We start from the raw sequence: 25,843 nt of genomic DNA, 5'->3' as shown, positions 1-25,843 counted from the left end.
CGGCGTTTATCCCTCGGCCCCCCCCCCGCCCCGTGGGGCCGGGGTCCCCCGGCCCCGCTGGGGGCGGGGGCCCCGGGGGCCGGAGCAGTCACCCGCTGCGGTCAGGCAGCGGACATGGTCGACAGCATCTGCGCCAGCTGCGCCATCCCCGCCGCTTCGTTGGCCGAGGAGCCCGGCGCGATCGGCAGCTGTACCGAATCGGCGGACGGAGCGGTCACCTCGGTGGCCGGCTGCAACGGCAGCCCGGTACCGGCGCTCGCCTGCGCCGCACCGGCTACGGTGCCGATCGCGATCGCTGCTACGGCGATACTGCTCGACAGAAGACGTGTCATCGTAATTTCTCCCATTGATCTTTCCGCGGTTGCGGATTCCTCCCGACCCGTCCCCATCCAACTCGGTCGGACCCGTGTCGGGCAAGCCGTATCCCTATCGCATGACCCCGGTGTGCCCGGTGGAGTAGCGACCCGGCTGCGGCCACACGGTCAGGCCGTGCGGTCCTTGGCCGACGGGAATACGGGCCGATAACTTCCAGTCGATGATATCGATCGCATAGACCTCGCCGTGTTTGCGTCCGGATACCCAGAAGGTCCGGCCGTCGGCGGAGAGATTGCCCATGTCCGGGCTACCGCCGCCGGGCAGGAACCATTTGTGCACAAGCCCGTTCGCAGCGAAGTCCCAGACCGAGATACTGCCTTCGTCACGGTTCGTGATGAGCATCTGTTTCGAATTGCGGGTTACATACAGGCCGTGTGTACCGGCTCCGGTCGGGATGAACCCGGTGTTGTCGAAGGTGAGTGCGTCGAAGGTGTAGATACCGCCGGCGTGCATATCGGCGACGAAGAAGGTGCGGCCGTCCGGGGAGAGCTTGACGTCCTGCGGCATCCCGTGCCGGCCGCCCGGCAGATCGATGGTGCGCACCAGCGTGCGTCCGGCGATATCGACAACCGACATCCGGCCGGCGAATTCACAGCTGGCCAAGGCGAACCGGCCGTCGGCGGTGAAATCCATATGATCGACCCCGGCGCAGTCCGGGACCGGCACGGCATGTTTCTTCTCCCAGGTCACCGGATCGTAGAAGTCGAGCGATTTATCCGCTTCGGCGACAACGAGGGCGAACTTGCCGTCCGGGGTGTAATACATGTTGTACGGATCCCGCACCGGGAAACTCGTACCCGGTCTACCGGTGCGCGGGTCGATCGGCAGCAGACTGCCGCCGCCGATCGGCAGATCATTGGTGACATAGAGGGTTTGCAGGTCGTAGGACGGCACCACATGCTGCGGTTCCACGCCACCGGCCGGAAAGGTGTCGATCACCTGGAAGGTCGCGGGGTCGATCACCGACACATCATGGGACCGGCTGTTCGGCACATACACCAGTTCGCGATGGCCGGCGACCGCCGGACTCAATTCCCGGTTGGCCGCGTAGATATCGTCGAACCGCAGCGGAGCGGGCATACCGGGCAGCAGGTTCGCCATATGCTCCGGCGGCGGTGGCGGGCTCGCGGAGGTTGCCGGGGATCCGGTGGATTCGTCCGTCGATACTGCCTGACCCGAGGAACAGCCTGTCACCGCGATGAGAACGGCGGCTGCCGCGGTGAGCCGGACCGAATGGTCGCGCCGCAGGGTGGTCACTGACACCGATGTCCTTTCGTCCTGCCGAGCGTTCACCAGGCCGAAAAGGAGATGCCTCGAGCCACGGTCTCCTTCGAGCACATCGGTGGTAACACTCGAGCGCAATATGAGACAAACAGTTCGTGCACGATTTCCGCATCCGGAAGACTAGTGGAGCGGCCGCGACGCGCCAAAAGGCAATCCTCCGGCTACTCACCGTGACCCACGCCGGGATTCGTGGCAGGCGCGGGCGGCGGCCCGCAGAGCGCTCGGCTTAGGATTCCAGGGTGGCACTGCTGTTCGAGACACGGGCATCGGATTCACCGTGGGTGGATTCCGTGTGGACCTGCCGGGCCGAGCAGGTTTCGGAGATGACATCGGTGGCCACCGAGACCTGGGGTCTGGTGTTCTGGGAGCAGGAGGGGCGCCGCTGTGCGGCGATCACCGGCCCGGAGAGCCGCACCGGAACCGTGCCGGTGCCCGAAGGCGCGGACTTCGTCGGCATCCAGTTCGCGGTGGGGACCGCCCTGCGCGCGACGGCGACGCCGACGCTGGTCGACGGCGGTATCGCACTACCCGATGTGACCGGCCGGACCTTCTGGCTGGATGGCGCCCACCGGGAAACCCCGCGGGCTGACGACGCCGAGGCGCTGGTCGACCGGCTCGTCCGCGAGGAAGTGGTGATCCGCGACCCCCTGGTCACGGCGGCGCTGGCGGGTTCGCCGCCGGCAGTCACCGAGCGGACTCTCGAACGACGGTTCCGGGCGGCGACGGGGCTCACCCAGGGCGCCGTCCGGCAGATCGAGCGCGCCCGCACCGCCGCTCTCCTGCTGACATCGGGCGAGACGCCCGGCGATATCGTCGGCAAACTCGGGTACTACGACGAGCCTCACCTCGCCCGCGCGCTACGCCGGTACGTCGGCCGGACCGCTCAGGAGTTGCGCACCCGGACCGGTGGCGCGCTCGCGCTCGATCCCGGTCAGTGCGCGACCTCGTAGACGAGTTTGGTCACTCCGTTGGAGTAGGTGGCCGAGTCCCGCAACCGCAGTGTCTGCTTATCGCGGTCCGACCGGGCGAACAGGCTTTTACCCGCACCCAGCAGCACGGGGAACACCAGCAGGTTGTACCGGTCGATCAGGTCGGCGTCCGACAGGCGGCGGGCCAGTTCGGCGCTGCCGTGGATGTAGATGGCGCCGCCGTCGGTCTGCTTCAGCTTCGCGACATCATCCGCCGATCTCAGGATCGTGGTCGGACCCCATCCGTCGATCAGAGCATCTTCGCTCAGGCCGGCCGAGACGACATATTTGGGCAGGTCCTTGTAGGCGGCGTGGTCGTCGGAATCGCGCCAGACCGGGGCGAACGCCTCGTAGCTGCGGCGGCCGAACAGCAACGCGGTCGTATCGGCGAGTTCCTCGGCCTTGAGCGAATACGCCTCGGGCACGAATTCGGTATCCATCACCCAGCCGCCGCTGCGATGCCCCTCGGCCGTGCCACCCGGCGAGTCCACGACGCCGTCCAGCGACATGAAACCCGTGTAGACCAGTTCGCGTGTCATCAATTCCTCCAGGACGTAGGCGTCGGATTCGAGCTGCACTCAGCCTAGGAAGAGCCGTTGCCGCTGTCTTGGACGAAACCGACACCACCTACCGGTCGACTGCCCCGGAGGCGGTCATTCACCCGGGGATGACCGGCCGGGCCGAGCGCGGCGATCCGCAGTTGCTGCCCGAGCGCTTCGCGGCAGCGGCGGTGCCCGTGGGGGTCTGCGGCACGGCAGGTGTCCGGTTGGCCGGCCGGGGACGACGGCGCCGGGTGGTCTGCCGTTCGCGGCGCACCGGGCCGAATTGACTGTCGGCCTTACGGGGTGATTCGGCTCGGGCCAGGAGGCGCTGGTGACCGATGCCGTGGTCGTCGTCGTAGACGTACTGGACCGCATCGGGCAGTTGCCGGGTGTAGTGCAGGACGAGGTCGAGCTGCTCTTCCAGGCCCGCATCGTCTGCGTGGCGCGTCTCCGCAATGCCGATCCACACACGGTCGGCCTCGTCGGGGCGCAGACCGTTCGCCCGCACCCCGGTATCCCCCGGGATGCGTCGGGTCAGGCTCCCCGCGCTGAGGGCGAGTACGGCGGTCAGCACCACGATCAGAACGCAGATCAGCGCCTGGTTCGTCAATGCGGCGGTCGCCACCCTTTGGGCCGTATCGGCAGTCGGTCCCGTCCCGCCGATCAGAGTGCTCAGGACATCACCGAGTGAGGTTTTCAGTTCGTCGTGGTACTCGGTCATCTCGCGCAGGCCCGCGGTTTTGCCGTTGAGGTAAAGCAACGTCACCGGAACCAGGACGATATTGGCCGTGCCGGCGACGGCGACCACCGACGATCCGACGCCGAGGAACCGGTACGAGCACGCCGCGGCCACCGTGATCACCGCGGCCGCGGCGGCCAGCATGCCCCATAAACCGCTGATGGAAACGACACCCTCGGTCAGGCGTTCGCCGACATTGCGGAGGGCGGGAACAGAGCCGTCGAGCCTGCCGAAGGCATCCGATTGCACGTCACCGTGCGGACCCGAGGCCGTCAGCCAGGGCTGGAACAGGAGCACCAGGGTGAGCAGACTCAATGCCGAAATGGACCAGAACTTCCATGGGGGTAGGAATTCCGAATTTCGTCGCTCGATATTTCCGTTCCGAGGTTCGGTTGAATATTCCGACGTATTCCTGGTCTCGACCCTGTGGTCCACCGTTTCGCCTTACCGCGCGAATTTCAGGGGTGCGACATCGCATCCGATCGCATCCCCGATGAGCTCTTGCCGCTCATCGACTTTCCTAAGCCTAGAACACCACACCCGCAGGTCAAGTGGCATTTGGTGGATAAAGAGAGCTGTGCCACAATACCTTTCGGTAACTTGGCGACAAGGCAATTCGACATCGAACCATCCGTGCTCCCGAAACACCCTGGCAACAAGCGTATTTCGCATGGTTTCGGCGCCGGAACGCACCGAGGCAACCGAAGATGCGTGTGACCGGATCCACGTATCGCATTCCATTCACCCTTCGTGACCGAGCACACGTCGATATATCCCCGGCCGGATCCGGAGCCACAGTGTCCGGGGTGCGACCGGAGCCGATCACACCCCGGACCGCAGGTCAGGACTGGACGTACTCGGCCGCAACGTCGAGGACCCAGGTGATGCCGAAACGATCGGTCAGCATCCCGAAGGCGGGCGCCCACTGGGCCGGGCCGTATTCCTCGATGACCGTCGCGCCGTCGGCGAGGCGTTCCCAGAGCGCGCCGACCTCGTCGACGGTCTCGCCCCGCACGGAGAGGAAGAAGGGTTCTTCGGTGACGGTGGTGCCGTTTTCGCGCCGGGTGGTCGGAGCCGGCGGGGCGGCCGGGGCGGCCGCACCGGGCACGTCATAGGCCATCACCCGGAAGCCGTTGTCTGCGACCAGCTGACCGAACACCACCTTGGTTGCGTCGGGCAGCTCGGCGGGCATCCCGAAGTCGCCATAGGTGGCGATGGTGGTCTGCCCGCCGAACACCGACCGATAGAACTCCAGCGCCGGCCGGGCCTGGCCGTGGAAATTCAAGTGGGCGACAGCGTTCAACGACATAGTGGATTCCGTCCTTCACAAAGGTTTCGGCGCCGAGGACCCTCGGCGACGGAAGCCACCCTGTCAGTAGTACCGGCCAGGGATTGTCCGCTACTCGTGGCACTCTCTCGAATATGCCGACCGCCTCATCGACGGGAACCTCACGCCGACTGCTCTCGCTGCTGTCCCTGCTGCAGGTCCGGCGGGACTGGCCGGGTGGTCTGCTCGCCCAGCGGCTGAATGTCAGTGAACGCACGGTGCGCCGCGATATCGATCGCCTGCGTGAGCTCGGTTATCCGGTGCTTGCGGTCAAGGGCCCGGACGGTGGCTACCGACTCGGAGCAGGCAGCGAACTGCCGCCGCTGCTGTTCGACGACGAGCAGGCGGTCGCCCTCGCCGTGGCACTGCGCCACGCGGCGGCGACGGGCGCCGGTATCGAGGAATCCGCGGCCCGGGCACTGACGACCGTCCGCCAGGTACTGCCTTCCCGTTTGCGGCAGCGGGTCGACGCCATAGAGATCAGCGCGGTCGAACCGGCCGGAGACGAAGCGCAGGCCGATACCCATGTCCTGCTCGCGCTGAGTGCCGCGATCCGTTCCCGGGAGGAGGTGCGGTTCGACTACCGCCCACCGGGGCAGGCTCCGGACACCGCCGAACCACCACCTCGCCGAGTGCAACCGCACCACCTCGTCGTCCGGCGCGGCCGCTGGTATCTCATCGGATGGGCACCGGAACGTGTGGACTGGCGTATCTACCGCGCCGACCGGATAACCCTGCGCATTCCCAACGGACCCCGGTTCACACCTCGGCAGCTGCCGGGTGGCGATACCGCGGCATTCCTCGCCGCCCGCTTCAAGGGATCCGAGAACGCAAACGAGTGGCCGTGCCGCGGCGAACTGATCGTCGAACTCCCTGTCACACAGGTGGTTCCCTTCGCCGGCGACGGTGTCGTCGAAGAACTCGAGCCCACTCGGACAAGACTGCACACGGGGTCCTGGTCTTGGGCAGCACTCGCCGCGACAGTGGCACGCTTCGACGCCGAGATCGAGGTGGTCGGACCGCAACAACTACGAGACGCGTTCGCCGATCTCGCCCGTCGAGCGCAGCGCGCGGCTGACACCGGGCGCTGCTGATCCACGCTACGCAGCTGTTCGTGGGTCGTTTGCGCCGCGCCGGGTTCCCGTTGGCCGGAGCCGCGGTAGACGATTTCGACGGTATCTCGGTCGACCGAGCGGGCGCCCGGATCTATTCGGTGGAGTTTATTCAACCGAAGGGTTGACCAAGCGTCGGCAATCGCTCTAGCTTTGTAATCAACCAAAGAGTTGAGGACGACGATGAACGAAACCGGCGACCGGCTCAGCCGGGTTTTCGCGGCTCTGGGCGACCCCACCCGCCGCGAACTGGTAGCCCGCCTGGCGGCAGCGGACGCCACGGTGGGCGAACTCGCCGAGCCCCACGAGATAAGCCTCCAAGCGATTTCCAAGCACGTGAAAGTCCTCGAGGATGCCGGGCTGGTGACGCGGAGTAGAGATGCCCAGCGGCGGCCGGTCCATCTGAACGCCGAAGTATTCGAGCTGATGACGAAGTGGATCGAACGTTATCGCCGCACCGCGGAGCAGCGCTACCGGCGTCTCGACGCGGTGCTGGCCCAGATGGCCGAGGACGACGAACACCCGCAGACATTTCCCCCGAAGGAGGCATCATGACCACAACCGGGTACGAGACCAGGATTGTCGCGGACGAGAACGTCCCCACGATCGAGATCATCCGGGAATTCGACGCGGAGCCCGCGCAGGTGTTCCGTGCGCATATCGACCCCCACCTCTACGCACAATGGGTCGGGCCGCGTTCGATGAGTACGAAAATCACCCGGTGGGACGCCCGCACGGGCGGCTCGTGGGCGTTCGCCAGCGAACGCGACGGCGCGGAGATCGCTGCGTTCTACGGCAGTTTTCACGAAGTGCGGCCGCCCGGACGAATCGTGTGGACGTTCACCTACACGGGCGACCCGGACGGGGTCGCGCTGGAGACGGTGACCTTCGAGAAAGTCGGCGAGCGCCGCACGCGGCTGCGGACATTGAGCGTCGTCGCGGATTTCGAGACGCGGGACGGCATGCTGGCGAGCGGGATGGACACCGGCGTGCGAGACGGCTACGACAAACTCGACCACCTGCTGGCACAGAAGGCCGCAACGCCCGCCGTCGCAGGTCCGGCGACCCGGCACTTCGCGGACGCAGCTCGATTCACCGCACTCGTGGAATCCGCCTCCCCCCAGGATTGGGCGCGTCCCAGCCCGGTCCCCGAATGGACGGCACTCGATATCGTGCGGCATCTGGTCGAGTGGTCGCGCGCGTTCCTCGGCGGCGCCGGAATCGAGCTGCCCGCCCTGGATGTCGAGGCCGACCCGGTGACGGCGTGGAAGCGGCATGTCGCCGATATCCAGGCCATTCTCGACAACCCCGCCGACCGGATGCACAGCAACCCGCACACCGGCGAACAGCCGGTGGAGCAGGCGATCGACACCTTCTACACACCCGATATCTGGATGCACACCTGGGATCTGGCCAAGGCCCTCGGCCGTGCACCCGGTCTGGACGAGCAGCGCTGCCGCGCGGCTCTCGAGGGTATGGCACCGATGGATCGAATGCTGCGCGAGAGCGGGCAGTACGGTCCGGCCGTGCCGGTCGGCGAGAACGCTTCGGCCCAGGACAAGCTGATGGCCTTCATCGGCCGGGATCCCGCCTGGCACCCGCCCGTCACCGCGTCGTGAATCGGGGCGGCGACACTGCCGAGTACACGCGATCCCGTACCCGCGCGCTCGGTGGAGGTGGTGGCGGTACGCCGCGGACGATGGCAGCCGAATCGAGCCCGCAGGGGGCGTTCTCCGGTCGGCCCGAGCCTCGGAAACCACGCTGACCAGTATCGATCCAGCCTGCGACCGGTGGTAGCTTTTTGGTATGAACCCCGGTGCTCGACCGGCGGACCGGGCCGGTACGGACAGGTGAACCGATGTCGCCGGATCCGGTGCCGCCATGACGGTCACGGTCCTGCTCGGTGGTGACGTCATGCTCGGCCGTGGCGTGGATCAGCTCCTGCCACGACCCGGCCACCCCGTACTGCGGGAGCCGTGTGTGCGCGATGCCCGGCGCTATGTCGAGCTGGCCGAGCAGGCCGCGGGGCCGATTCCGCGGCCCTACGGGTTCACCGGGCCCTGGGGTGAGGTGACCCGGATTCTCGACGAACTCGCGCCCGACGTGCGGCTGGTGAACCTGGAAACCGCGATCACCGCGGACGGCAGTTTCGCGGCCGGTAAAGGCGTCCACTATCGCATGCACCCGGGCAACCTTGCGGCGCTCACCGCACTCCGGCCCGACGCCTGCGCATTGAGCAACAACCATTCCCTCGATTTCGGTATCCGCGGCCTGACCGACACCCTCGAGGCGCTGTCCCGCGCGGGTATCCGCGCCCTCGGCGCGGGCATGAACCTCGCTGCCGCACAACGACCGGGCGAGGTGCCGGTCAGCGGGGATCACCGTGTGCTGATCGCGTCGATATCGACACTGTCCAGCGGCGTTCCGTCGAGCTGGGCAGCACGCGGCGACCGCCCGGGCGTCTGGCTGATCGACCATCCTTCCGCCCGGCACGCCGACGAGGTGACGGCCCGGTTCGCACCTGTCCGCCGCAGCGGTGACCATACGATCGTGTCGGTGCACTGGGGTCCCAACTGGGGCTGTGGCACCGGCCTGAGCGAGCGCGAGTTCGCCCACCGGCTGATCGACACCGGCACCGATATCGTGCACGGCCACTCGGCGCACCACCCTCGCGCGATCGAAATCTACCGGGGCAGGCCGATCCTGTACGGGTGTGGCGATGTCGTCGACGACTACGAGGGTATCGGCGGACACGAGTCCTACCGGCCCGAGCTGCGGCTGCTGTACCTGGTCACCCTCGTTCTCGGCGGACCCGCCGAAGTGCGCATGCTGCCGCTGCGCATCAGGCATATGCGACTCGAGCGGGCCGGACCGGCCGATGTCCGGTGGCTGCAAACCAGGCTCGGCGATATCAGCAGCCGGTTCGGCACGCGGATCGATACCGGCCCCGACGGCCTGCTGAGGGCATACCGGTAGCCCGTCCGAGTACGCACCGACACGGGCCTCAGTTCTCGGCCACAAGAGCCTCCGGCACAGCGGATACGGCCGACCGACACCGTTCGGCCCTCGCTGTTGATTTCCCATCTCGGTGTCCGGTCCACTTGTCCCGAGCCAGGTGGCGGTATCGGCGGCGGCTACCCCGTCTCGAATCGGTTGTTGTCACCATCGGCGCCGTCCATTTCGAGCCGGGCCCGGACCGTCTCCATACGCCGGGCCAGCTCGGTTTCGTCGATGACTTTCCGGGCGATCAGCGAATGTGCCAGTGCGACGAGCTGATTCTCCGGGAACGGCAGCGCCTGATACACCTGTCCGGTGAGGCGATCCTCCTCGTCACGCCGGGTGAGCAGCGGCAGCGCGGTTCCTTCCCGGTCGAGTGCGTCGCATACTCCGTCCAGACTCGTTTTCCACGGGGGCGAAGGGTTCTCGACACCGTATTCAGCGGCCATTCGCGGCCACACCTGCCCCCGGGCGATCAACTGTTCCAGCAGCTGCACTCTGGTTCGCGTGACATCCTGGTTCATCGGCATCTATTGTCCCTTCGGCCGGTCAATAATCCTGTGCGGGGTGGACCGCGGCATGTACCGGCCGGACCACATCCGTGGTTCTTCCGGGCTTGGGCAGCGCGACACCGATCAGGCAGTCACGCGTCACGATCTGCGTGAGCTGCTCCTCGTTCCATCCCTGCGTGCCGTCCGGCTGCACCGGAAGCACCATGAACCGGTGCTTGGAATTGGAGTCCTCGACCCGGATCTGGATATCTTCGGTGAGGTAGAGGCCGAATTCGGCGAGGACCTGACGTGGCCAGCGGACGAGCCGGCGGCGGTAGTTCGGCGTGCGATACCACTCGGGTGAATTCCCGAGCAGCGGACGTGGATAACAGGAGCACAGGCTGCAACAGACCACGTGATGCAGTGTCGGTGTGTCCTCGAGTATGTGCAGCGCGGTGAAATCGCTCGGCGTCCCGAATCCGGTCGGTTTCAGCCAATCGATGCCGACTTCATGGCACGCGGTAACGGCGTCTTCCAGGGCAAGCTGCTTGAAGTCGGGATCGGACCACGCCTTGGCGACGAACCGGGCGCCCGGCGCGGGCCCGAGTTGCTCGAAATACTCGGTGTACCGGCGGTGATCTTCGGCGGTGAACAATCCCTTTTCGATCGCGAGCTCACGGAGCGCGATTTCGAGGACCTCGAAATCGGTGACCTCCTCGACCATCGGCGCGGCGTGCCGAGGAGCCGTATCGTCCTCGTCTTCGTTCGATATCCCGCTCATCGTGTCCTCTCGTCGAGGTGTGACCCGGTCTACGAGATCGCCCGGAGCCAGGGCTCCGATATTTCGGCTTGCAAAGTGTCGTCTGCGCATCCCCGGTACGGGTCCCACAGATCGTTCATGGCGAAACGAACGATGTAGAACCATTCCGGCCGGCGGTCCTCGCGGTCGAAGGCCTCGTCCTCCGGTATCGGGCTCTCGTACGAGACCTTGACAATCGTGCCCGGTTTACCGCGCAGGTATTCCTGGGTGCGCGTGTAGAACAGTGTCGGAAATTCACGAACCAGCACCCGATCACCGACAGCGAATCGGGGTGGCTCCGCCCGACCGGCAAAACACTGGGGATCACCGTGCCCGACGGCGTCCTGGTGATGGAGGTTCCGGACGACCTCGGCACCTTCCCCGACGCTGCGGGGCGCGGCTTCCAGCGGGCCGGTGCGGCCGGCGCAACGCTCCCGCACTTCCTCGGTTCGTTCGAGCAGTTCACGCAGCGTGATATGGCGTTTTTCGATGAGGCAGCGGGCAATGGCGAGCACCCAGCGCCCGTAATACGGAAAACCGAGATACTGCATACGCCCGATATCGACGTTCCCTATTCTCCGGCGTTCCTCGGACGTCCAAATACCGCGCCAGCCGAGCACTTCGCAGGTGATGAACGTATTGAGTTCCCAGATCTCCTCCTGCTTCTCCTCGAACACCGCCGGTGCATCGGGTTCGCCGCCCACATCGTGCGGGTTCTTCATGAATGCCCGGAAAAGCTCGTGATCTATCTGATCGGGGTAAGGCCAATCGCTGAGCTGGTGTAACGCCACCCGTAGCTGGCTGACGTAGTCGTTCATGACCGAATTTGCCATGCTCACCATCTCCTGGAGTAGGTAGGCAGGTATCAACCTTAAACGGGGCAGCCCGGCTTTTCGGGTTTCGAATCCATCAAGTCTGCCGCCCTCCTGGAACAGAGGGCCTCGCCCCGGTCATAGCCGCCACCCGCCGAGCTTGTCGTACAATAAGTCGTACGACCTCGAGAGGATGTCGAAATGGCCAAAGCGCTACCGATCTCTACTGTCCGCCAGAACCTCTTCGGACTGGTTCAGCAGGTCAACGACGACCACGACACCGTCACTGTCGTCTCCAAGAGCGGCGAAAACGCCGTCCTCATGGCCGAGAGCGACTACAACTCGCTGATGGAAACCCTGTACGTGCTGCGCACCCACGGCGGTATGCGGTTGCTCCAGTCCGCCGAGGACGCGCGCGCCGGCCGAACCGAAGCCCATCCGCTGCTCGACCCGGACGACGAGTGATGTCCGCCGATCGGAAACTCACGTTCACAGCACAAGGCTGGAAGTCGTATACGAGCTGGCTCGCCACCGACAGGTCCGTGCTGAGAGGCGCGAACAAGATTATCGACGCGGCCCTGCGCGATCCATTCGCGGGAATCGGCAAACCCGAACCGCTGCGGCATCAGCTCGCTGGGCACTGGTCCCGAAGGATCACTCAGGAACATCGACTGATCTACTTCGTCACCGATACCGAAATCGTGGTGGTTCAGGTGGGCTCCCACTACGAAGGCTGACTATCGGGACCGCCGACGGATCCAGTGCCTCGATACGCGGCGCTGCGGAACCGGCGTACCGGGCGAACGGGTTCACCGGCGCGGTAGTAACAGGGCGGGTATCACGGCGAGAGCCATGAGGGTCGGCGCGATCAGGTAGACGTCCTGGAACGCCTCGGCCAGAGCGGGTGCCAGGGTCACATGCGTGGCGGGATCCAGACCGTGCAGCGCCTGCAGACCGCCGGTGATCGGCAGCAGGGCGGAGAGCACCACCGCGACCACCGCGGTGCCGATCGCCATGGCCGTCGTGCTGATCAAGTTCACGGTTGTACTGCCACCGGCCTGCTGCTCGGGCGTCAAGGCCCGGGTCGCGGTGGTGATGGCGGGCATCATCGTGCCGCCACCGCCGGCGCCCATCAGGAGCATGGCCGCACAGAGCCCCCAGTACGACGAATCGGTGTCCAGCTGGGCGCGGAAGAGCAGGAAACCCGCTATCCCGACCGCGATCGAGACCGGCAGGTAACGACCCGGCGGGAACCGGTCGATGAGCCGGCCCGCGATCTGCATGGTGATTCCGGAGGCCAGTGCGAACGGGATACCGAGCGCCCCTGCTATCAGGGCGGATTCACCGCGCACCACCTGGAAGTACAGGGGCTGCAGCAGCATCGCGCCGAAATAGCCCGCCGCGAACAAACCGAGCAGCGCGGCGGCGGCCCCGACCTCGCGGCGGCGCAGGATCCGCAGATCCAGCAGCGGCTCCGGGGCAGTGAATCCGCGGTGCACGAAGGCCGTCACCAGGATCGCGCCGAGCACCAGCGGCACCACGACCTGGCCGAGCGGAAGACCACCGTGTTCACCCGCGGCGGTGACCCCGTAGATCAGCAGAGCCAGTCCGGGCGACATGAGCGCGACACCGACCGCGTCGATCCGCCGCCGCGGTTGCGGATCGTCGATCGGGAAAACCCGCAGGGCGAGGAACAGCACCACCGCGGCGACCGGAACGTTCACGAAGAACATCCACCGCCAGGACATCTCGTCGATGAGGTAACCGCCGAGCACCGGGCCCGCGAGCGGACCCACCAGTATCGCCAGTCCCATCGTGCTCATCGCGCGACCCAGCCGCTCCGGGCTCGCCGCGCGCAGCAGCACGGTCATGCCCACCGGCATGAGCAACCCACCGCCGAGACCTTGCAGCACCCGAAAGGCGATCAGCGATTCGATATTCCAGGCCGCGCCGGCCAGTAGCGAACCGATCGCGAATATCGTGACGGCCACCAGGTACAGGTGTTTCGCCCCGAATCTGCCCATCGCCCACGCGGCTACGGGGACCACCCCGGCGACCGCGAGCGCGTATCCGGTCGACACCCACTGGATGGTGGCCAGCGGTGCCGCGAATTCGGCGGAGAGCCGGTTGATCGCCACATTGACGATGGTTTGGTCGAGGGTGGCCATGATCGACCCGACCACCAGGACCAAGGCCACCGTCATCGGGTTGCGGGCCGCGGGCCGGGTCTCGGCTTTCGTCACACTGTTCGGCATCACGACCCTCACTGCCCGTAGGGCCGGGTGGCACGCGCCGCACGTAGGGCTTCGCCCCACCAGATCAGCTGATCCAGCAGCGTTTTCGCGGCGGTATCGGCAGCTTCGGTCGCGAACGGGTCGTCCTGCGCGTCACCGTTGTGCCACGGATTGTGGAAGCTGACGGTGTCGCGCACGGTGACCGCGTGGAGTTCGGCGAAAACGCCGCGCAGGTGTTCGACCGCCCGCAGACCACCCGATATCCCGCCGTAGCTGACGAAACCCACGGGTTTGGCCTGCCACTCTCGTCCATGCGTGTCGATCAGGTTCTTCAGCGCGGCCGGATAGCTGTGGTTGTACTCGGGCGTGACGATGACGAAGGCATCCGCCTCGGCGAGCGCGGCCCGGGTCTCGGCGGCTCCAGGAGCGGGGGTGCCGAAGGTGTGCGGCAGGTCCAGTTCGCCCACGTCGACGACGCCGACCGTGAGGTCGGGTCGCGCGGTCGCGTGCTCGCGGAACCAGTCGGCCACGGTCGGGGCGAAGCGGCCCTGCCGGCTACTGCCGATCACCACGGTCAGCCGCAACGGTGGCGTGATGGTGGCGGTGGCGGTCGATTTCGTCGTCATCGGTCTCTCCCCTACTGCGTCCGGCGGCTCCATCGACCGCCCGCAGACCACCTTGCTTCCTCAACTAATGTTGAGGTCAAGTGCTGGCGCAAAACCTCCTGACGACCGGAGCATCGCCCGTGTCAGCGGGCATATCAGCCCGGCATCAGGCCCGTATCAGTCCATCCGGCGACTGTGTGTCCCATGAGTAGTTCAGCAATCGCGGCCTCGGGGCTGCGGAAGGCGTACGGGGACAAAACCGTCCTCGACGGTATCGACCTGAACATCGGTACCGGCACGATTTTCTCCCTGCTCGGCCCCAACGGCGCGGGAAAGACCACCACCGTCAACGTCCTCACCACCCTGTTGCGGGCCGACGGCGGAACAGCGCAGGTGGCAGGTCACGACATCACCACCGAGACCCGGGCGGTCCGGGCGGCGATCGGGGTGACCGGCCAATTCGCCGCGGTGGACGACCTGCTGACCGGCGCGGAGAACCTGGAACTGATGGCCGATATCCACCGGCTGCGGGGCGACGCCCGCAAACGGGTCGTCACCGGCCTGCTGGAGCGGTTCGGCCTGGCAGACGCGGCCCGGAAACGAGCAGCGACCTATTCCGGGGGTATGCGACGGAAGCTGGACCTGGCGATGACGCTGGTCACCAAGCCGGAAATCGTTTTCCTGGACGAACCGACCACGGGGCTGGATCCACGCAGCCGGCGCACCATGTGGGAGATCGTGCGAGATCTGACCGACGAGGGCGTGACGATCTTCCTCACCACCCAGTACCTCGAAGAAGCCGATCAGCTGGCCGACCGGATCGCCGTGCTCGACCAGGGCCGGATCGTCGCCGAGGGCACCCCCGACGAACTCAAGCGCCGAGTACCCGGCAGCTATATCCGGCTGCGATTCGACCATATCGACGACCTGGATACGGCGGTTCGGGCGCTGCCCGGTTCCACCCGCGACGACGAGACACTCACCCTGCGGGTACCGGGTGACGGCGGTTCGAAATCACTGCGCCACGTCCTGGACCGGCTCGACGCGGCCGCACTCGAGGCCGCCGAGATAACCGTGCACACCCCCGATCTCGACGATGTCTTCCTCTCCCTCACCGGCCATTCGACCACGGAGGTCACCGCGCAATGAGCACCATCACCGCACCACTGGCCGATTCGTCGATCATGCTGCGCCGCAACTTCAAACACATCACCCGCAACCCGGTGACCGTGTTCAACGCCGCCTTCATGCCGGTGGTGATGATGCTGATCTTCGTCTACGTGTTCGGCAGCGCATTCGACGTCGGCGGCGACTACATCGACTACGCGACACCGGGCATGCTGCTGCTGGCCGTCAGCTACGGATTGTCGGGCACCGCGGTCGCGGTGAGCTCGGATATGTCGAAGGGCATCATCAACAGGTTCAAGGTCATGGACGTCTCCCGCAGTGCCGTCCTGACCGGCCACGTCGTGGCCACCATCCTCACCAACGCGGTGGCCATCGTGGCGATTTTCGCCATGGCGTTCGCGCTGGGGTTCCGGCCGCCCGCCAGCGGACTCGACTGGTTCGGCGCGCTCGGTATCATCGCGGCCACCTCGTTCGCGGCCTCCTGGCTCACGGTCGCGCTGGGTATGGCGGCCAAGACCCCGGAATCCGCGGGGATGGGCGTGGTGCCGTTGATCATGCTGCCGTTCGTGAGCACCGCGATCGTACCGGCGGAGAAGATGGGTCAGGGGGTACGGCAGTTCGCGCAATATCAGCCGTTCACACCCATCATCGAATCGCTGCGTGGATTCCTGGCCGGCAATCCCTCCGGTGGCCATACCGCCGCGGCGCTCGCCTGGTGCGCCGGGTTCGCCGCCGTCGGATACCTATGGTCCCGGGCCACATTCAACAAGCGCGCCTGACAGCCGCAGGGCCCCGTCAACGAGCGAGCACGGCGGCGGCCAGTTCCCGCCAATCCGCTGTCGCGCCCTCCCGCATCGCCTCGGTGAACTCCGCTTCACCGAGGCGATCTCGTGCTGTCCGCTCGACCCGGGCCGCGTCGGGCTGAGAACGGTCGGGCACCCCGTGGACCGCCGCGCTCACTCCGAGCAGTCGCGCGGCATCGGCCTCGTGGCCGGCCCGCAGCGCCAGATCCGCGATCCCGACGAGCACCTGGGCGACCAGCAGCGAATGGCCGGCCTCGGTCGCCGCCCGGAAGGCCGCGGCATGATGTTTCCGCGCCTGCTCGACATCGGTGCCGAGGTAGCCGCGCAGGGTGTGTACGGCCGCCGCGAACTGCGGCATCTCGGCTTCGCCGCCCGATACGGTCGTCGCGGTATCGATCTGTTCGAGGGCCTGCTCGGGATCGCCCTGCCAACGGGCCAGCTCCGCTCTCGCCAGGGCCAGTTCGGCCAGCGCGAACGGCCAGGCCACTCGATCCGCGCGACGCTGCGCCTCGGCCACGGCGGCCGCGCTCGCCTCGGGATCGCCTGCCAGCCAGTACAGCTGGGCCTGACGCGACAGCAGCGCCACGATATCCTCCGCCGAACCGATCTCGGAGACGACGGCGATCCCCTCTTCGTAGAGTTCGCAGGCCGAGGCGAATTCGCCGCGAGTGGCGCGCCGGTTCGCCAGCTCGGTGAGCGCGAACGAGATCCCCCACCGTTCCCCCAGTGCCCGGAACTCGGCGAGCGCCCCTTCCAGATAGGCGTCCACATCCGGCCCGTCCTGCCCGACCACGATCCGCATTTTGCCCATCTGCAACCGGGACAGTGCCCGCACCCAGGGGTCGTCATCGGTGAGCAGCGGTTCGAAAGCGGTCGGCAATGCCTCCGGCCCCCGCAACATCGCATCCAGCGCATCGATGAACGCGAGTGTGGGATGACCGGCCCGGACACCGCGGCTGAACCGGTGGGCCTTGCGAATCCACTCCCCCACTTGGACCGCGTCATTGCGGCCGGAGCTCATGAAATGCGTGACCAGCCCGTAAACCAGCGCGCGGGTCGCGTCGTCGATATCGGCGGGTTCGTCGGCGACCGCCGTGAGCAGCTCCTGACCTTCGGCTTTGTGTCCGCCGAGCCACCAGTACCAACCGGCGGCCGCGGCGAGCCGGAGCGCCCCGGTGGCATCACCCGCCGCGAGCGCGGTGCGTATCGCGGCCGAAATATTGTCGTGCTCGGCCTCCAGTACAGCGAGCCATTCCAGTTGCTCGGCACGTCGCAGGTGCGGTTCCGCGGTATCGGCGAGGCCGGTGAAGTAGGCGAGATGCGCCCGGCGCGCCGATTCGGCTTCCCCCGCCGCCACGAGCCGCTCCTGCGCGTATTGCCGGATCGTATCGAGCATCCGGAAGCGCGGCTGGCGCTGACCCGCGCCGCTCGGCACGTCCCGGCCGGTGCCGGCTGTGTCGCCGCGCACGCCGCGTTCCGCAGTGAGCAGAAGTGATTTCTCGGTCAGCGTGGTGAGCAGATCGAGCACCTCGAACTGTTCGACCACCACCTCCTGCCCGGCGCCGAAATCCGCACAGATCTGCTCGGCCGCTTCCAGACTCGCGCCTCCGGCGAATACCGCGAGCCGGCGCAACACCGTTCGTTCGGCCTCGGTGAGCAGCTCCCAGCTCCAGTCGACCACCGCGCGCAGTGTCCGATGCTGCGGGATCGCGGTGCGACTCCCGCCGGTGAGCAACCGGAACCGGTCGTCGAGGCGTTCGGCGAGCTGGTCCAGCGAGATGGTGCGCAGCCGCGCGGCAGCCAGTTCGATCGCCAGCGGTATCCCGTCCAGCGCCCGGCATACGCGGGCCATGGTCGCGAGGGTGCGGGGATCGGCCGTGAGATCCTTACGCACCGCGTGGGCCCGATCCCGCAGCAACCGCACGGCCGGGGAGGATTCGATCGCCTCGGGGGCGGCATCCGCGGCGGGCAGAGCCAGCGGCTCGACCTGCCACAACGCCTCACCGGTGATACCCAGCGGTTCGCGGCTGGTCGCCAGGATCCGCAACCGCGGGCACTCGCCGAGCACCCGATGCGCGAACGCGGCCACGGATTCGATCACGTGCTCGCAGTTGTCCAGGATCAACAGGGTTTCGCGGTCACGGACCGCCGCGATCAGCCGGTCCACCGGTTCGGTGTTCAGGGCATTGCCGAGCAGCGCATCGCGGAGTCCGATCGCGGCGAGTGCCGACTGTGCCACATCACCACTCGTACCGACCGAGGCCAGTTCCACCAGCCACGCGCCGTCCGGGAGATCCTCGAGCAGGGTCTGCGCTGTTTCCACGGCGAGCCTCGTTTTCCCGGAGCCGCCGGGCCCGGTCAACGTGGTGAGGCGATGACCGGCGATGAGGTCGCGGACGGCGGCGATATCGGCGAATTTGCCGACGTATTCGGTCAGCTCGGCCCGCAGGTTCGTCCGGCGCTCGGCCGTCTGCTGCACACCCACTTCGCCGCGCAGCAGCGCGACGTGCAGCGCGGAGAGCTCCGGTGAAGGGTCCACGCCCAGCGTATCGGCCAGAGCTTCGCGGGCGTTCTGGTAGACGACCAGCGCCTCGGAACCACGCCCGGCGGCGCCGAGCGCGCGCATCAACGCGGCGACCAGCCGCTCCCGCACCGGGTTCCGGGCCACCAGCTCGGTCAGTTCGGGCACCAACTGCGCGCCGAGACCGAGGTTGATCTCCGCTTCGTACAGATCTTCGAGGGCGGCGGAATGCAGACCCTCGAACCGGGTGATCACGGCATCGACAGCCTCGCTGTCCCGCACCTCGATGCCCTGCATCGGCGCTCCCCGCCACAGGTCGAGTGCCTCGCGCAGCAATTCGGCACGGTGTGCCTCGCCGCTCCCGCGCGCCCGGTCGAGAAGCTGTTCGAACCGGACAGCATCGACAGCGCCGGGGTCCACCAGCAGCCGGTAACCACCCGCCTCACCCTCGAGGGCCCCCTCGGGGAGCGCCTTACGCAGGCGCGAAACCAGCGCTTGCAGGGCATTGGATGCGTCGGCGGGGGGTTGTTCACCCCAGATCCAGTCGACCAACGTCGTTTTCGGCACCACCCGCCCGGGTTCGAGCGCGAGCGCGATCAACAACGCACGCAACCGGGCACCTGGAACCTCTACCGACCCGCCGTCCGCTGTCCGGATCTCGAGCGGTCCCAGCAACACGATATGCACCCGGCTATTCTGCCTGGGCGGGGCCGCGAGCGATCATGCTGCCCGGCAGACCAGCCCTGCCCTTCCTGCTGCGCCGGCCGGTATCGGGTTGCCCACTCGATTCTTCGTCGGCTCCGGATGTGCGTCCGGCCTCGGCTGCTTGCGTATGCGTGCGCCTCGGGAGAGGGTTCGGCGGTTGGGGCTACGGGCTACGGGCGCATGCGGGGATGCAGGTAGACCTTCCGTGAAGGGGCGGGCTGTAATTTCGGAGCCGCTCCGCGGCTCGAGGGTGGGGCCCTCGTGACCCCTGGTCTTCACTCCTCCGCTCCTCCGCTTCGCTCCCCCGCTCCGTCGCTCCAGACCAGGGGCGGGCCCCACCCAGGGGGGTGAATCGCAGAGGGTGAGAGCTGGGGGCGTGCCGCGATGGGCTCGGGTTGCTTCGGTTCCGGCGAGCGCGGCCGGGGGGCCGGACGGGCTGTCAGTGGGCGTGTCAGGTGGATGTCAGGGCGGTATCAGGCGGGACCGCGACAGTACTCACATGAACAGCACGGCACCTTCCGAACCAGGGGCGAACTCGCACCGGAGCGGAGACGCACCGATGGAAATCCGGGTCGATCGCGAGCGCTGCATCGGCGCCGGGATGTGCGTACTGACCGCCCCCGGAGTTTTCGATCAGGACGACACGGACGGCCGCGTGATCGCGTTGACCACCGCACCCACGACCGACCAGGGGCCGGACGTCCGTGCGGCCGTCCAGATGTGCCCAGCCGGGGCGATAGCCCTTCTCGGCCACTGACCCCGGTATCCACACCCGACACAGGAGAATCCGATGACCCGCACAGTCCCCGTACCGCACGGCCTGCCCACCGAACGCAACGCCGGCCCCTTCGACCCGCCCCGCGAGATCACCGAGCTGCGCGAGAAGCGCCCGGTCAGCCCGCTGATCTTCCCCGACGGGCACGAGGGCTGGCTGGTCACCGGCTACGACGCCGTCCGGCAGGTGCTCGCCGATACCCGGTTCAGTTCCCGCCAGGACCTCGGCGTGCTGCACGCGCTGGACGCCGACCCCGATATGCCCGTCCAGACCGAACCGTCCCCGCAGATCCCGGGCATGTTCATCGCGATGGATCCACCGGACCACACCAGGCTGCGCCGCAAGCTCATCAGCGCCTTCACCGTCAAACGGATGAAGCAGCTCGAGGAGCACATCATCGAAATCGCCGAGCGGCAGCTGGACGAGATGGCGAACCTGACCCCGCCGATCGACCTGGTCGCGGAGTTCGCGCTACCGCTGCCGTCCCTGGTGATCTGCGAAATGCTCGGCGTTCCCTATGCCGACCGGGCGAGCTTCCAGTCCAACTCCGCCAAGTTCATGCTCCGGGAACAGCCGATCGAGGAGAAGATGGCCGCCTACGGCGCGATGATGGCGTACCTGGGCGAACTGGTCACCGGCAAACGAGCGGAACCCGGTGACGATATCCTCTCCGACCTGGCCCGCGACGAGGACCTCAGCATCGAGGAACTGACCGGGATCTCGTTCCTGCTGCTGCTCGCCGGCCACGAAACCACCGCCAACATGCTGGCGCTCGGGACATTCGCGCTGCTCGAACACCCCGATCAGCTGGCCGAACTGCGCGCCGACCCCGAGCTGGTCCCCGGTGCAGTCGAGGAACTCCTGCGTTATCTGGCGGTCGCCGATATCTTCTACCGTTACGCCACCGAGGATCTCGAGCTCGGCGGCGAAACGATTCCCGCGGGCTCGACGGTTGTGGTCTCGCTGCTGGCAGCCAATCGGGACCCGCTGCGTTTCACCGAACCCGACGCCCTCGATATCCACCGCACGGCCCGCGGACTGGTCTCCTTCGGCCACGGCGTGCACCAGTGCCTGGGTCAGCAACTCGCCCGGGTCGAGATGCGCGCCGGTTTCGCGGCGCTGATCAGCCGCTTCCCGACCCTCGCCCTCGCCGTCCCCGCCGGCGAAGTGAAACTGCGGACCGACATGAATATCTATGGGGTCCACGAACTGCCGGTCACCTGGACCGAAACGTCTCGTTAGTCCCGCCGGCCGAGACCGGAAATTCCGGCTCCGCAGCAATGCAGTTCCGGCCCGCAGCCCGTCATCGAACACCACATTCATCCAGAGGAGAACCGCAATGCCTACCTTCCAGACCCCGGGCCCGATCGCCGTAGCCGTCGAGGTGCTGTCCGCCGATGTCACCGTGCATGCCGCCGACCGCACCGACACCGTCGTCGATATCCGGCCGGCAGACGAATCCAAGAAAGGCGATATCCGCGCCGCCGAGCAGACCCGGGTCGATTTCACCGGCGACGTCCTGACCGTGACAACCCCGAAGGACTGGCGTACCCACACCCCGTTCGGCGGCAATCCGACCATCTCGGTGACCATCGAGGTGCCCACCGGTTCCCGGCTGACGAGCACCGCCGGAGTCGGCCGGATCGCGACGACCGGCGAACTCGGCCGGTGCGACCTCGACATTGCCGCCGGCGATATCTCCGTCGAGCGCGCCGTGGATTCGGTGACCGCGAAGGTCGCCAAGGGCGATATCCGTATCGGCGAAGCCATCCGCGGCGAACTGCGGCTGGAAACGTCCATGGGCGAACTGGAGATCGGCATCAGCTCCGGCAGTGCGGTACAGCTGGAGGTCAATGCCCTGCAGGGCAGCGTGCACAACCGGATGGGGCCGGTCGGTCGCCCGCAGTCCGAAGCGGAAGTCGTACGGGTGTACGCCCGGAACTCCTACGGGAATATCGCCATCCGGCACGCCGTGCCCGCCTGATCGGCACCGTGCACCCGACGTGCACCGGCGAAACGGCTCCGATCGACCTCCCCCCAGGTCGACCGGAGCCGTTTACTGTCCCGGCCCGGCAAGTGCGCGGCCGCGATCAGTCTCCGCGGCCACCCGGCAACGGAACCCGCGCCCGAGTATTGGTGATGGATCGTCGCGCCACCGGACGATTGCCAGATCCCTCCAGCAGTGCGCCGACGCTGCCGGTGGTCACGACGGCCCCTACGAATAGACGGTTCGGCAACCGCGACTGAACCTTCGGCCGCTCCGGGCATCGGTGCGCATACCGCGCGCGGTGCCGGCGCACGGCTAGGTCTCGGTGCGATGCGCCGCGACACCGGCGACGGCCGCGACGACCTCTTCCTGGAAGCGGGGGCATTCGGTGAAGTCTTCGTACCGGCAGGTCAGCACGTGGGCGATCAGCTGCTTCGAGGTCTGGATCCGTTCGATCTGCTCGTCGAGCGCGTCCAGCTGGGATTGCAGGATCCGGCGGCGGCCGCGGCCGTCACAGGCGTCGAGCAGGTCGCGGATCTGTGCCAGGCTCAAGCCGATCTCCTTGCTGCGCAGGATCATCGCGACCCGAGCGAGATGCGCCGGGGTGTAGCGGCGCCGGCCGCCGACCCGGGTGGCAGGGGTGAGCAGGCCCACGGATTCCCAGTGCCGGAGTACATGCGGCGCGAGATCGAAGTATCCGGCGATCTCACCGATCGAATAGATCGCACCGTTCGGGTCCTCGGACTGGCTTGACTTCATGTTCACATTAACTTGCAGAGTGGTTCGTGTCGTCAAGACATCACCATGAGGAGTGACAGATGGAAATCCGGACACCGGCCGAACTGTGGAACGAGCGCTACACCGAACCGTTCGCGTCGTACGGCACCGAACCCAACGACTACCTGCGGGAAGTTGCCGAACGAATTCCTGCCGGGCCCGTGCTGTGCCTGGCCGAAGGCGAGGGCCGCAACGCCGTATACCTGGCGAGCCGAGGCCATTCGGTCACGGCGGTGGACCTGTCCGATGTGGGCCTGGCGAACGCCCGGAAACTGGCGGCCCGGAACGGGGTCACCATAGATACCGTCGTCGCCGACCTCACCACCTTCGACTTCGGCGAGGCACGCTGGTCCGGAATCATCTCGATCTGGGCCCATATGCCCTCGGCGGCCCGCCCGGCGCTGCACGCGGCCTGTGCGCGAGCCCTGCGATCGGGCGGCGTTTTCGTCCTCGAGGCCTATACCCCGCGCCACCTGGACCGGCCCGGTGTCGGCGGACCACCGGTCGCGGACGCGCTCCCGACTCCGGCCGAACTCCGCCGCGATCTGGCCGGCCTGCGGCTGGAACACTGCCGGGAAGTGGATCGCGAGATCACCGAGGGGAAATACCATCACGGCCCGAGCACCACGGTTCAGGTGCTGGCGATCAAATCGCCGGCCGATGCGGCGCGGCAGGATTCGCGCGACGGCGAGCGGTACTGATCGACCGGCGCTTCTCGCGGAGCGCCGGGGGTCAGCCGATCCAGCCCTGGGAGAGCATCACATGGGCGGCCAGGTCTTCGATCGTCATCATTTCGGGATGGCTGTAGTACACCAGCTCGAACCGCCGCCACCGCCACTGCACCGGATCCATCCGACCCTCATGGCTGGTATCGCACAACGCTTCCAGCCGGTCCAGATCGAAGGGCTCCTTACCGCGGGCGTGCGCGTCCGCTTTGACGGCGGCCAGCCGTTCCGGCCCGGACAGATCCGGGCGCCGCCATATTGCGCCCGCGAACCGACGGGCGCCCTCGACATCCATTCCGTTCCCCTGCCTGCTCGCGGATTCGTTCGAACCCGCTACTGTCGAGGATAGAGCCGTCCGGTCCCGGGCCGGTGTTCAGGAGGCCGGGCGATCGGACAAGGCAGGTAGGCATTTTCGCCCGGTGACCAGATCGTGCGCGAGGGTCTCGTAGGCGACGTATTCACCGACGAGCCGCCGCCGGTTCGCCCCCTCGGGGCCGTCCAGGACGAAGCGGTCGAAACTGACTGTGTAGAGATGCGCCATCCGGCCGAATACCGCGCCGAGTCCCTCGTGATGCGGCACCGAATCGGGGCGTGGCGGCCCGAGGATCCGGCGGGCCTCGAGGTCGATCGACAGCATATGGCGCTGCACTTCGTCGCAGGCGCAGGCGAAAGGGTCGGCGGCGGAGCCGTTCTCCGGAGGACCCGGCGACCGTCCCCAGGGCAGCACGATTTCGTCCCACACCGGTCGCGCCGCGGCCATCCTGCGATGCGCCACCACGAGACCCGCCAGCGATTCGAGCATTCCGCAGCCGACTTCCGCGGCCGCGGACCGATCGAATTCGGCCGCGCGGGTGAATACCGTCGATATGATCCGGCTGCTCGGGAACGGCCCCAATTCATCGGCGTCGCTCACCCCGGTCCCCTTTCGTCCCCCGGGCGAAACCGCTGAGAACTCAGCCCCCCGGACATACTCCGCAGCCGGCGACCCACTCGCCGGCTCCCCTGGCAGATTGCCGGATACAGGTTAGCCAGTTCTGCGCGACCGAGAGGACTGTTCGGTGACTATCGATAATCGAATTTCACGTTGCGACAATGCTTTCCACAAACAATTGGTTGCTCGTTGGAAAATCGTGGCCGGCTTCGGCGTCAGGGGGAACGCGTGCCGCCGCCGGGTACACAGCGCACCGTCCAGCGCCCCTCCCATGCCTCCCCCGGTTCGAGGCGGCGTAGACCGTCTCCGGAATTGAGCGCGTCCGGAGCCGCGGTCATGGGTTCCAGCGCGACCGCGAGCCCGGGACCGGCCGGTCGCGGAAACTCCTTCGCGGTGAACACCTGGAGATAGCGCCAGTCGTCGTCGAGGAGAAGCTCCACCCGTGTCCCGTCCGGTGCGGTGAGCCGGGCGGCGACACCCGGATCCACGCCACCGAAGGGTGTGTCCAGCGTCAGGTTCGCCAGCGTGACCCCGGCCCGCAGATCGTATGGGGTGCCGTCGACAGGATGCTGCGCGACCGGATTCATCCGCGCGTCGACCTCGTAGTAGGTGGCCGCCGCCACGGTGAGTTCCAATTCCTCGACCGGCACCGCGCCGACCCGGAAATACGGATGCGCGCCCACCGCGTACGGCGCCGGCCGGCCCGAATGATTGACCACCCCGTGGGTCACCGTCAGCCCGTCGGCGCGTAGTTCGTAGCGCACCCAGGTATCCAGCAGGAACGGCCAGCCGTGCTGTGGCGGTATCAGCGCACCGAGGGTCGCCGAATCCGGTCTCTGCGCGCGTACTTCGTAATCGGTGTTACGCAGCAGTCCGTGGATCGCGTTCGAGCGCGCGACTTCGGTGATATCGAGTTGCTGGGGCCGCCCGTCGAGCATCCAGACCGCATCGCGGACGCGATTGGGCCACGGCGCCAGCACGATACCGGCGGCCATCGGCGGGGCGGACCCGGCGGGAAGCTGTTCGGTCACCGCGATACCGTCGACGGTGAGACCGCGCAGCACGGCCGCCACCGTACCGATCTCGGCGCGGACACCACCGGCTGTCAGCACAAGCGAACGGCCGGTCGGACTGAGGTCGGATACCGTCACACCACCAGCGTAGATTCCGGCCCCACCGGACAGCCGCGTTCGCACGGGTGAGTTC

At 67.1% G+C, this 25,843-nt stretch carries 28 protein-coding genes; 13 read left to right on the top strand and 15 right to left on the bottom strand.

What is annotated here, in order from left to right; all coding sequences use genetic code 11:
• Positions 1-101: 101 nt before the first annotated feature.
• Positions 102-332, bottom strand: coding sequence for a hypothetical protein (locus tag QH195_RS32725; RefSeq protein WP_280421672.1), 231 nt, complete (start codon positions 330-332; stop codon positions 102-104).
• 94 nt (positions 333-426) lie between these two features.
• The gene (locus tag QH195_RS32720; RefSeq protein WP_280438236.1) at positions 427-1,638 is read right to left on the bottom strand and encodes a YncE family protein; all 1,212 of its coding nucleotides are present in this window, start codon (positions 1,636-1,638) and stop codon (positions 427-429) included.
• Between the two features lie 260 nt (positions 1,639-1,898).
• Here QH195_RS32720 and QH195_RS32715 point away from each other — a divergent pair, with 260 nt between their 5' ends.
• Positions 1,899-2,609, top strand: coding sequence for a helix-turn-helix domain-containing protein (locus tag QH195_RS32715; protein WP_280438235.1), 711 nt, complete (start codon positions 1,899-1,901; stop codon positions 2,607-2,609).
• Here the strand turns inward: QH195_RS32715 and QH195_RS32710 are convergent.
• From QH195_RS32710 to QH195_RS32700, 3 genes are all read right to left on the bottom strand, one after another.
• On the bottom strand, positions 2,591-3,166 hold the full coding sequence (locus QH195_RS32710; protein ID WP_280421730.1) for a dihydrofolate reductase family protein: 576 nt from the start codon (positions 3,164-3,166) through the stop codon (positions 2,591-2,593). The two genes, QH195_RS32715 and QH195_RS32710, sit on opposite strands and share 19 nt — an antisense overlap.
• 118 nt (positions 3,167-3,284) lie before the next feature.
• Positions 3,285-4,223, bottom strand: coding sequence for a hypothetical protein (locus QH195_RS32705; RefSeq protein ID WP_280438234.1), 939 nt, complete (start codon positions 4,221-4,223; stop codon positions 3,285-3,287).
• A gap of 526 nt (positions 4,224-4,749) precedes the next feature.
• Positions 4,750-5,217, bottom strand: a complete 468-nt coding sequence (locus tag QH195_RS32700; RefSeq protein WP_280438233.1) for a VOC family protein — start codon at positions 5,215-5,217, stop codon at positions 4,750-4,752.
• A gap of 113 nt (positions 5,218-5,330) precedes the next feature.
• Here QH195_RS32700 and QH195_RS32695 point away from each other — a divergent pair, with 113 nt between their 5' ends.
• The 4 genes from QH195_RS32695 (at position 5,331) to QH195_RS32675 (ending at position 9,323) form a co-directional block, all read left to right on the top strand.
• Positions 5,331-6,329: a helix-turn-helix transcriptional regulator gene (locus tag QH195_RS32695; RefSeq protein ID WP_280438232.1), complete on the top strand. Its 999-nt coding sequence runs from the start codon at positions 5,331-5,333 to the stop codon at positions 6,327-6,329.
• A gap of 201 nt (positions 6,330-6,530) precedes the next feature.
• Positions 6,531-6,902, top strand: coding sequence for an ArsR/SmtB family transcription factor (locus QH195_RS32690; RefSeq protein WP_280421678.1), 372 nt, complete (start codon positions 6,531-6,533; stop codon positions 6,900-6,902).
• Positions 6,899-7,966 (top strand): TIGR03086 family metal-binding protein, encoded by a 1,068-nt coding sequence (locus tag QH195_RS35125; RefSeq protein ID WP_348536819.1) that lies wholly within the window; start codon positions 6,899-6,901, stop codon positions 7,964-7,966. The genes QH195_RS32690 and QH195_RS35125 overlap by 4 nt, the downstream gene beginning before the upstream one ends.
• A 262-nt stretch (positions 7,967-8,228) precedes the next feature.
• Complete coding sequence (locus tag QH195_RS32675; RefSeq protein ID WP_280438231.1) at positions 8,229-9,323, top strand: CapA family protein; 1,095 nt, start codon at positions 8,229-8,231, stop codon at positions 9,321-9,323.
• 158 nt (positions 9,324-9,481) lie between these two features.
• On the opposite strand, the gene QH195_RS32670 is transcribed toward QH195_RS32675, so the two are convergent.
• Genes QH195_RS32670 through QH195_RS32660 form a run of 3 tightly spaced genes read right to left on the bottom strand, consistent with a single transcriptional unit; the run spans position 9,482 to position 11,467 of the window.
• Complete coding sequence (locus QH195_RS32670) at positions 9,482-9,868, bottom strand: thiocyanate hydrolase (protein WP_280438238.1); 387 nt, start codon at positions 9,866-9,868, stop codon at positions 9,482-9,484.
• Positions 9,869-9,893: 25 nt separating this feature from the next.
• Positions 9,894-10,616: a thiocyanate hydrolase subunit gamma gene (scnC, locus tag QH195_RS32665; RefSeq protein ID WP_280438230.1), complete on the bottom strand. Its 723-nt coding sequence runs from the start codon at positions 10,614-10,616 to the stop codon at positions 9,894-9,896.
• 29 nt (positions 10,617-10,645) lie between these two features.
• Positions 10,646-11,467 (bottom strand): SH3-like domain-containing protein, encoded by an 822-nt coding sequence (locus tag QH195_RS32660; RefSeq protein ID WP_280438229.1) that lies wholly within the window; start codon positions 11,465-11,467, stop codon positions 10,646-10,648.
• A gap of 180 nt (positions 11,468-11,647) precedes the next feature.
• Here QH195_RS32660 and QH195_RS32655 point away from each other — a divergent pair, with 180 nt between their 5' ends.
• Both QH195_RS32655 and QH195_RS32650 read left to right on the top strand, forming a co-directional pair.
• Complete coding sequence (locus QH195_RS32655; RefSeq protein WP_280438228.1) at positions 11,648-11,911, top strand: type II toxin-antitoxin system Phd/YefM family antitoxin; 264 nt, start codon at positions 11,648-11,650, stop codon at positions 11,909-11,911.
• Positions 11,911-12,183, top strand: coding sequence for a Txe/YoeB family addiction module toxin (locus QH195_RS32650; RefSeq protein ID WP_280438227.1), 273 nt, complete (start codon positions 11,911-11,913; stop codon positions 12,181-12,183). Before QH195_RS32655 ends, QH195_RS32650 begins: the two co-directional genes overlap by 1 nt.
• Before the next feature lie 72 nt (positions 12,184-12,255).
• On the opposite strand, the gene QH195_RS32645 is transcribed toward QH195_RS32650, so the two are convergent.
• Positions 12,256-13,701, bottom strand: coding sequence for a DHA2 family efflux MFS transporter permease subunit (locus tag QH195_RS32645; RefSeq protein ID WP_280438226.1), 1,446 nt, complete (start codon positions 13,699-13,701; stop codon positions 12,256-12,258).
• 8 nt (positions 13,702-13,709) lie between these two features.
• Complete coding sequence (locus QH195_RS32640) at positions 13,710-14,306, bottom strand: NADPH-dependent FMN reductase (RefSeq protein ID WP_280438225.1); 597 nt, start codon at positions 14,304-14,306, stop codon at positions 13,710-13,712.
• Between the two features lie 183 nt (positions 14,307-14,489).
• On the opposite strand from QH195_RS32640, the gene QH195_RS32635 reads away from it, so the two are divergent.
• Positions 14,490-15,434: an ATP-binding cassette domain-containing protein gene (locus QH195_RS32635; protein WP_280438224.1), complete on the top strand. Its 945-nt coding sequence runs from the start codon at positions 14,490-14,492 to the stop codon at positions 15,432-15,434.
• Positions 15,431-16,192: an ABC transporter permease gene (locus QH195_RS32630; protein WP_280421688.1), complete on the top strand. Its 762-nt coding sequence runs from the start codon at positions 15,431-15,433 to the stop codon at positions 16,190-16,192. The genes QH195_RS32635 and QH195_RS32630 overlap by 4 nt, the downstream gene beginning before the upstream one ends.
• Before the next feature lie 16 nt (positions 16,193-16,208).
• Here the strand turns inward: QH195_RS32630 and QH195_RS32625 are convergent, their stop codons facing one another.
• Positions 16,209-19,424: a BTAD domain-containing putative transcriptional regulator gene (locus QH195_RS32625; RefSeq protein WP_280438223.1), complete on the bottom strand. Its 3,216-nt coding sequence runs from the start codon at positions 19,422-19,424 to the stop codon at positions 16,209-16,211.
• Between the two features lie 577 nt (positions 19,425-20,001).
• Between QH195_RS32625 and QH195_RS32620 the strand changes: the two genes are divergently transcribed.
• The 3 genes from QH195_RS32620 to QH195_RS32610 all read left to right on the top strand — a co-directional run bounded on the left by QH195_RS32620 (position 20,002) and on the right by QH195_RS32610 (position 22,201).
• Positions 20,002-20,199 carry a ferredoxin gene (locus QH195_RS32620; RefSeq protein ID WP_280438222.1) on the top strand — a complete coding sequence of 66 codons (198 nt, stop codon included), beginning with the start codon at positions 20,002-20,004 and terminating at the stop codon, positions 20,197-20,199.
• A gap of 33 nt (positions 20,200-20,232) precedes the next feature.
• Entirely contained in the window at positions 20,233-21,459 is a 1,227-nt protein-coding gene (locus QH195_RS32615; RefSeq protein ID WP_280421691.1) for a cytochrome P450, read from the top strand.
• 97 nt (positions 21,460-21,556) lie between these two features.
• Positions 21,557-22,201, top strand: a complete 645-nt coding sequence (locus tag QH195_RS32610) for a DUF4097 family beta strand repeat-containing protein (RefSeq protein WP_280438221.1) — start codon at positions 21,557-21,559, stop codon at positions 22,199-22,201.
• Positions 22,202-22,519: 318 nt separating this feature from the next.
• Here QH195_RS32610 and QH195_RS32605 read toward each other — a convergent pair whose 3' ends face one another.
• The gene (locus tag QH195_RS32605; RefSeq protein ID WP_280438220.1) at positions 22,520-22,963 is read right to left on the bottom strand and encodes a MerR family transcriptional regulator; all 444 of its coding nucleotides are present in this window, start codon (positions 22,961-22,963) and stop codon (positions 22,520-22,522) included.
• Positions 22,964-23,022: 59 nt separating this feature from the next.
• On the opposite strand from QH195_RS32605, the gene QH195_RS32600 reads away from it, so the two are divergent.
• The gene (locus QH195_RS32600; RefSeq protein WP_280438219.1) at positions 23,023-23,682 is read left to right on the top strand and encodes a class I SAM-dependent methyltransferase; all 660 of its coding nucleotides are present in this window, start codon (positions 23,023-23,025) and stop codon (positions 23,680-23,682) included.
• Positions 23,683-23,713: 31 nt separating this feature from the next.
• Here QH195_RS32600 and QH195_RS32595 read toward each other — a convergent pair whose 3' ends face one another.
• From QH195_RS32595 to QH195_RS32585, 3 genes are all read right to left on the bottom strand, one after another.
• Positions 23,714-24,001 carry a hypothetical protein gene (locus tag QH195_RS32595; RefSeq protein WP_280421695.1) on the bottom strand — a complete coding sequence of 96 codons (288 nt, stop codon included), beginning with the start codon at positions 23,999-24,001 and terminating at the stop codon, positions 23,714-23,716.
• A gap of 78 nt (positions 24,002-24,079) precedes the next feature.
• On the bottom strand, positions 24,080-24,619 hold the full coding sequence (locus tag QH195_RS32590; protein ID WP_280438218.1) for a hypothetical protein: 540 nt from the start codon (positions 24,617-24,619) through the stop codon (positions 24,080-24,082).
• Between the two features lie 233 nt (positions 24,620-24,852).
• Entirely contained in the window at positions 24,853-25,788 is a 936-nt protein-coding gene (locus QH195_RS32585; RefSeq protein ID WP_280438217.1) for an aldose 1-epimerase family protein, read from the bottom strand.
• Positions 25,789-25,843 lie beyond the last annotated feature (55 nt).

The sequence above is a fragment of the Nocardia carnea genome (assembly GCF_029868855.1).
GTDB classification, from domain to species: Bacteria; Actinomycetota; Actinomycetes; order Mycobacteriales; family Mycobacteriaceae; genus Nocardia; species Nocardia carnea_A.
The sequence above is the reverse complement of the archived record's forward strand: the minus strand, read 5'-3'. Positions and strand labels throughout refer to the sequence as shown.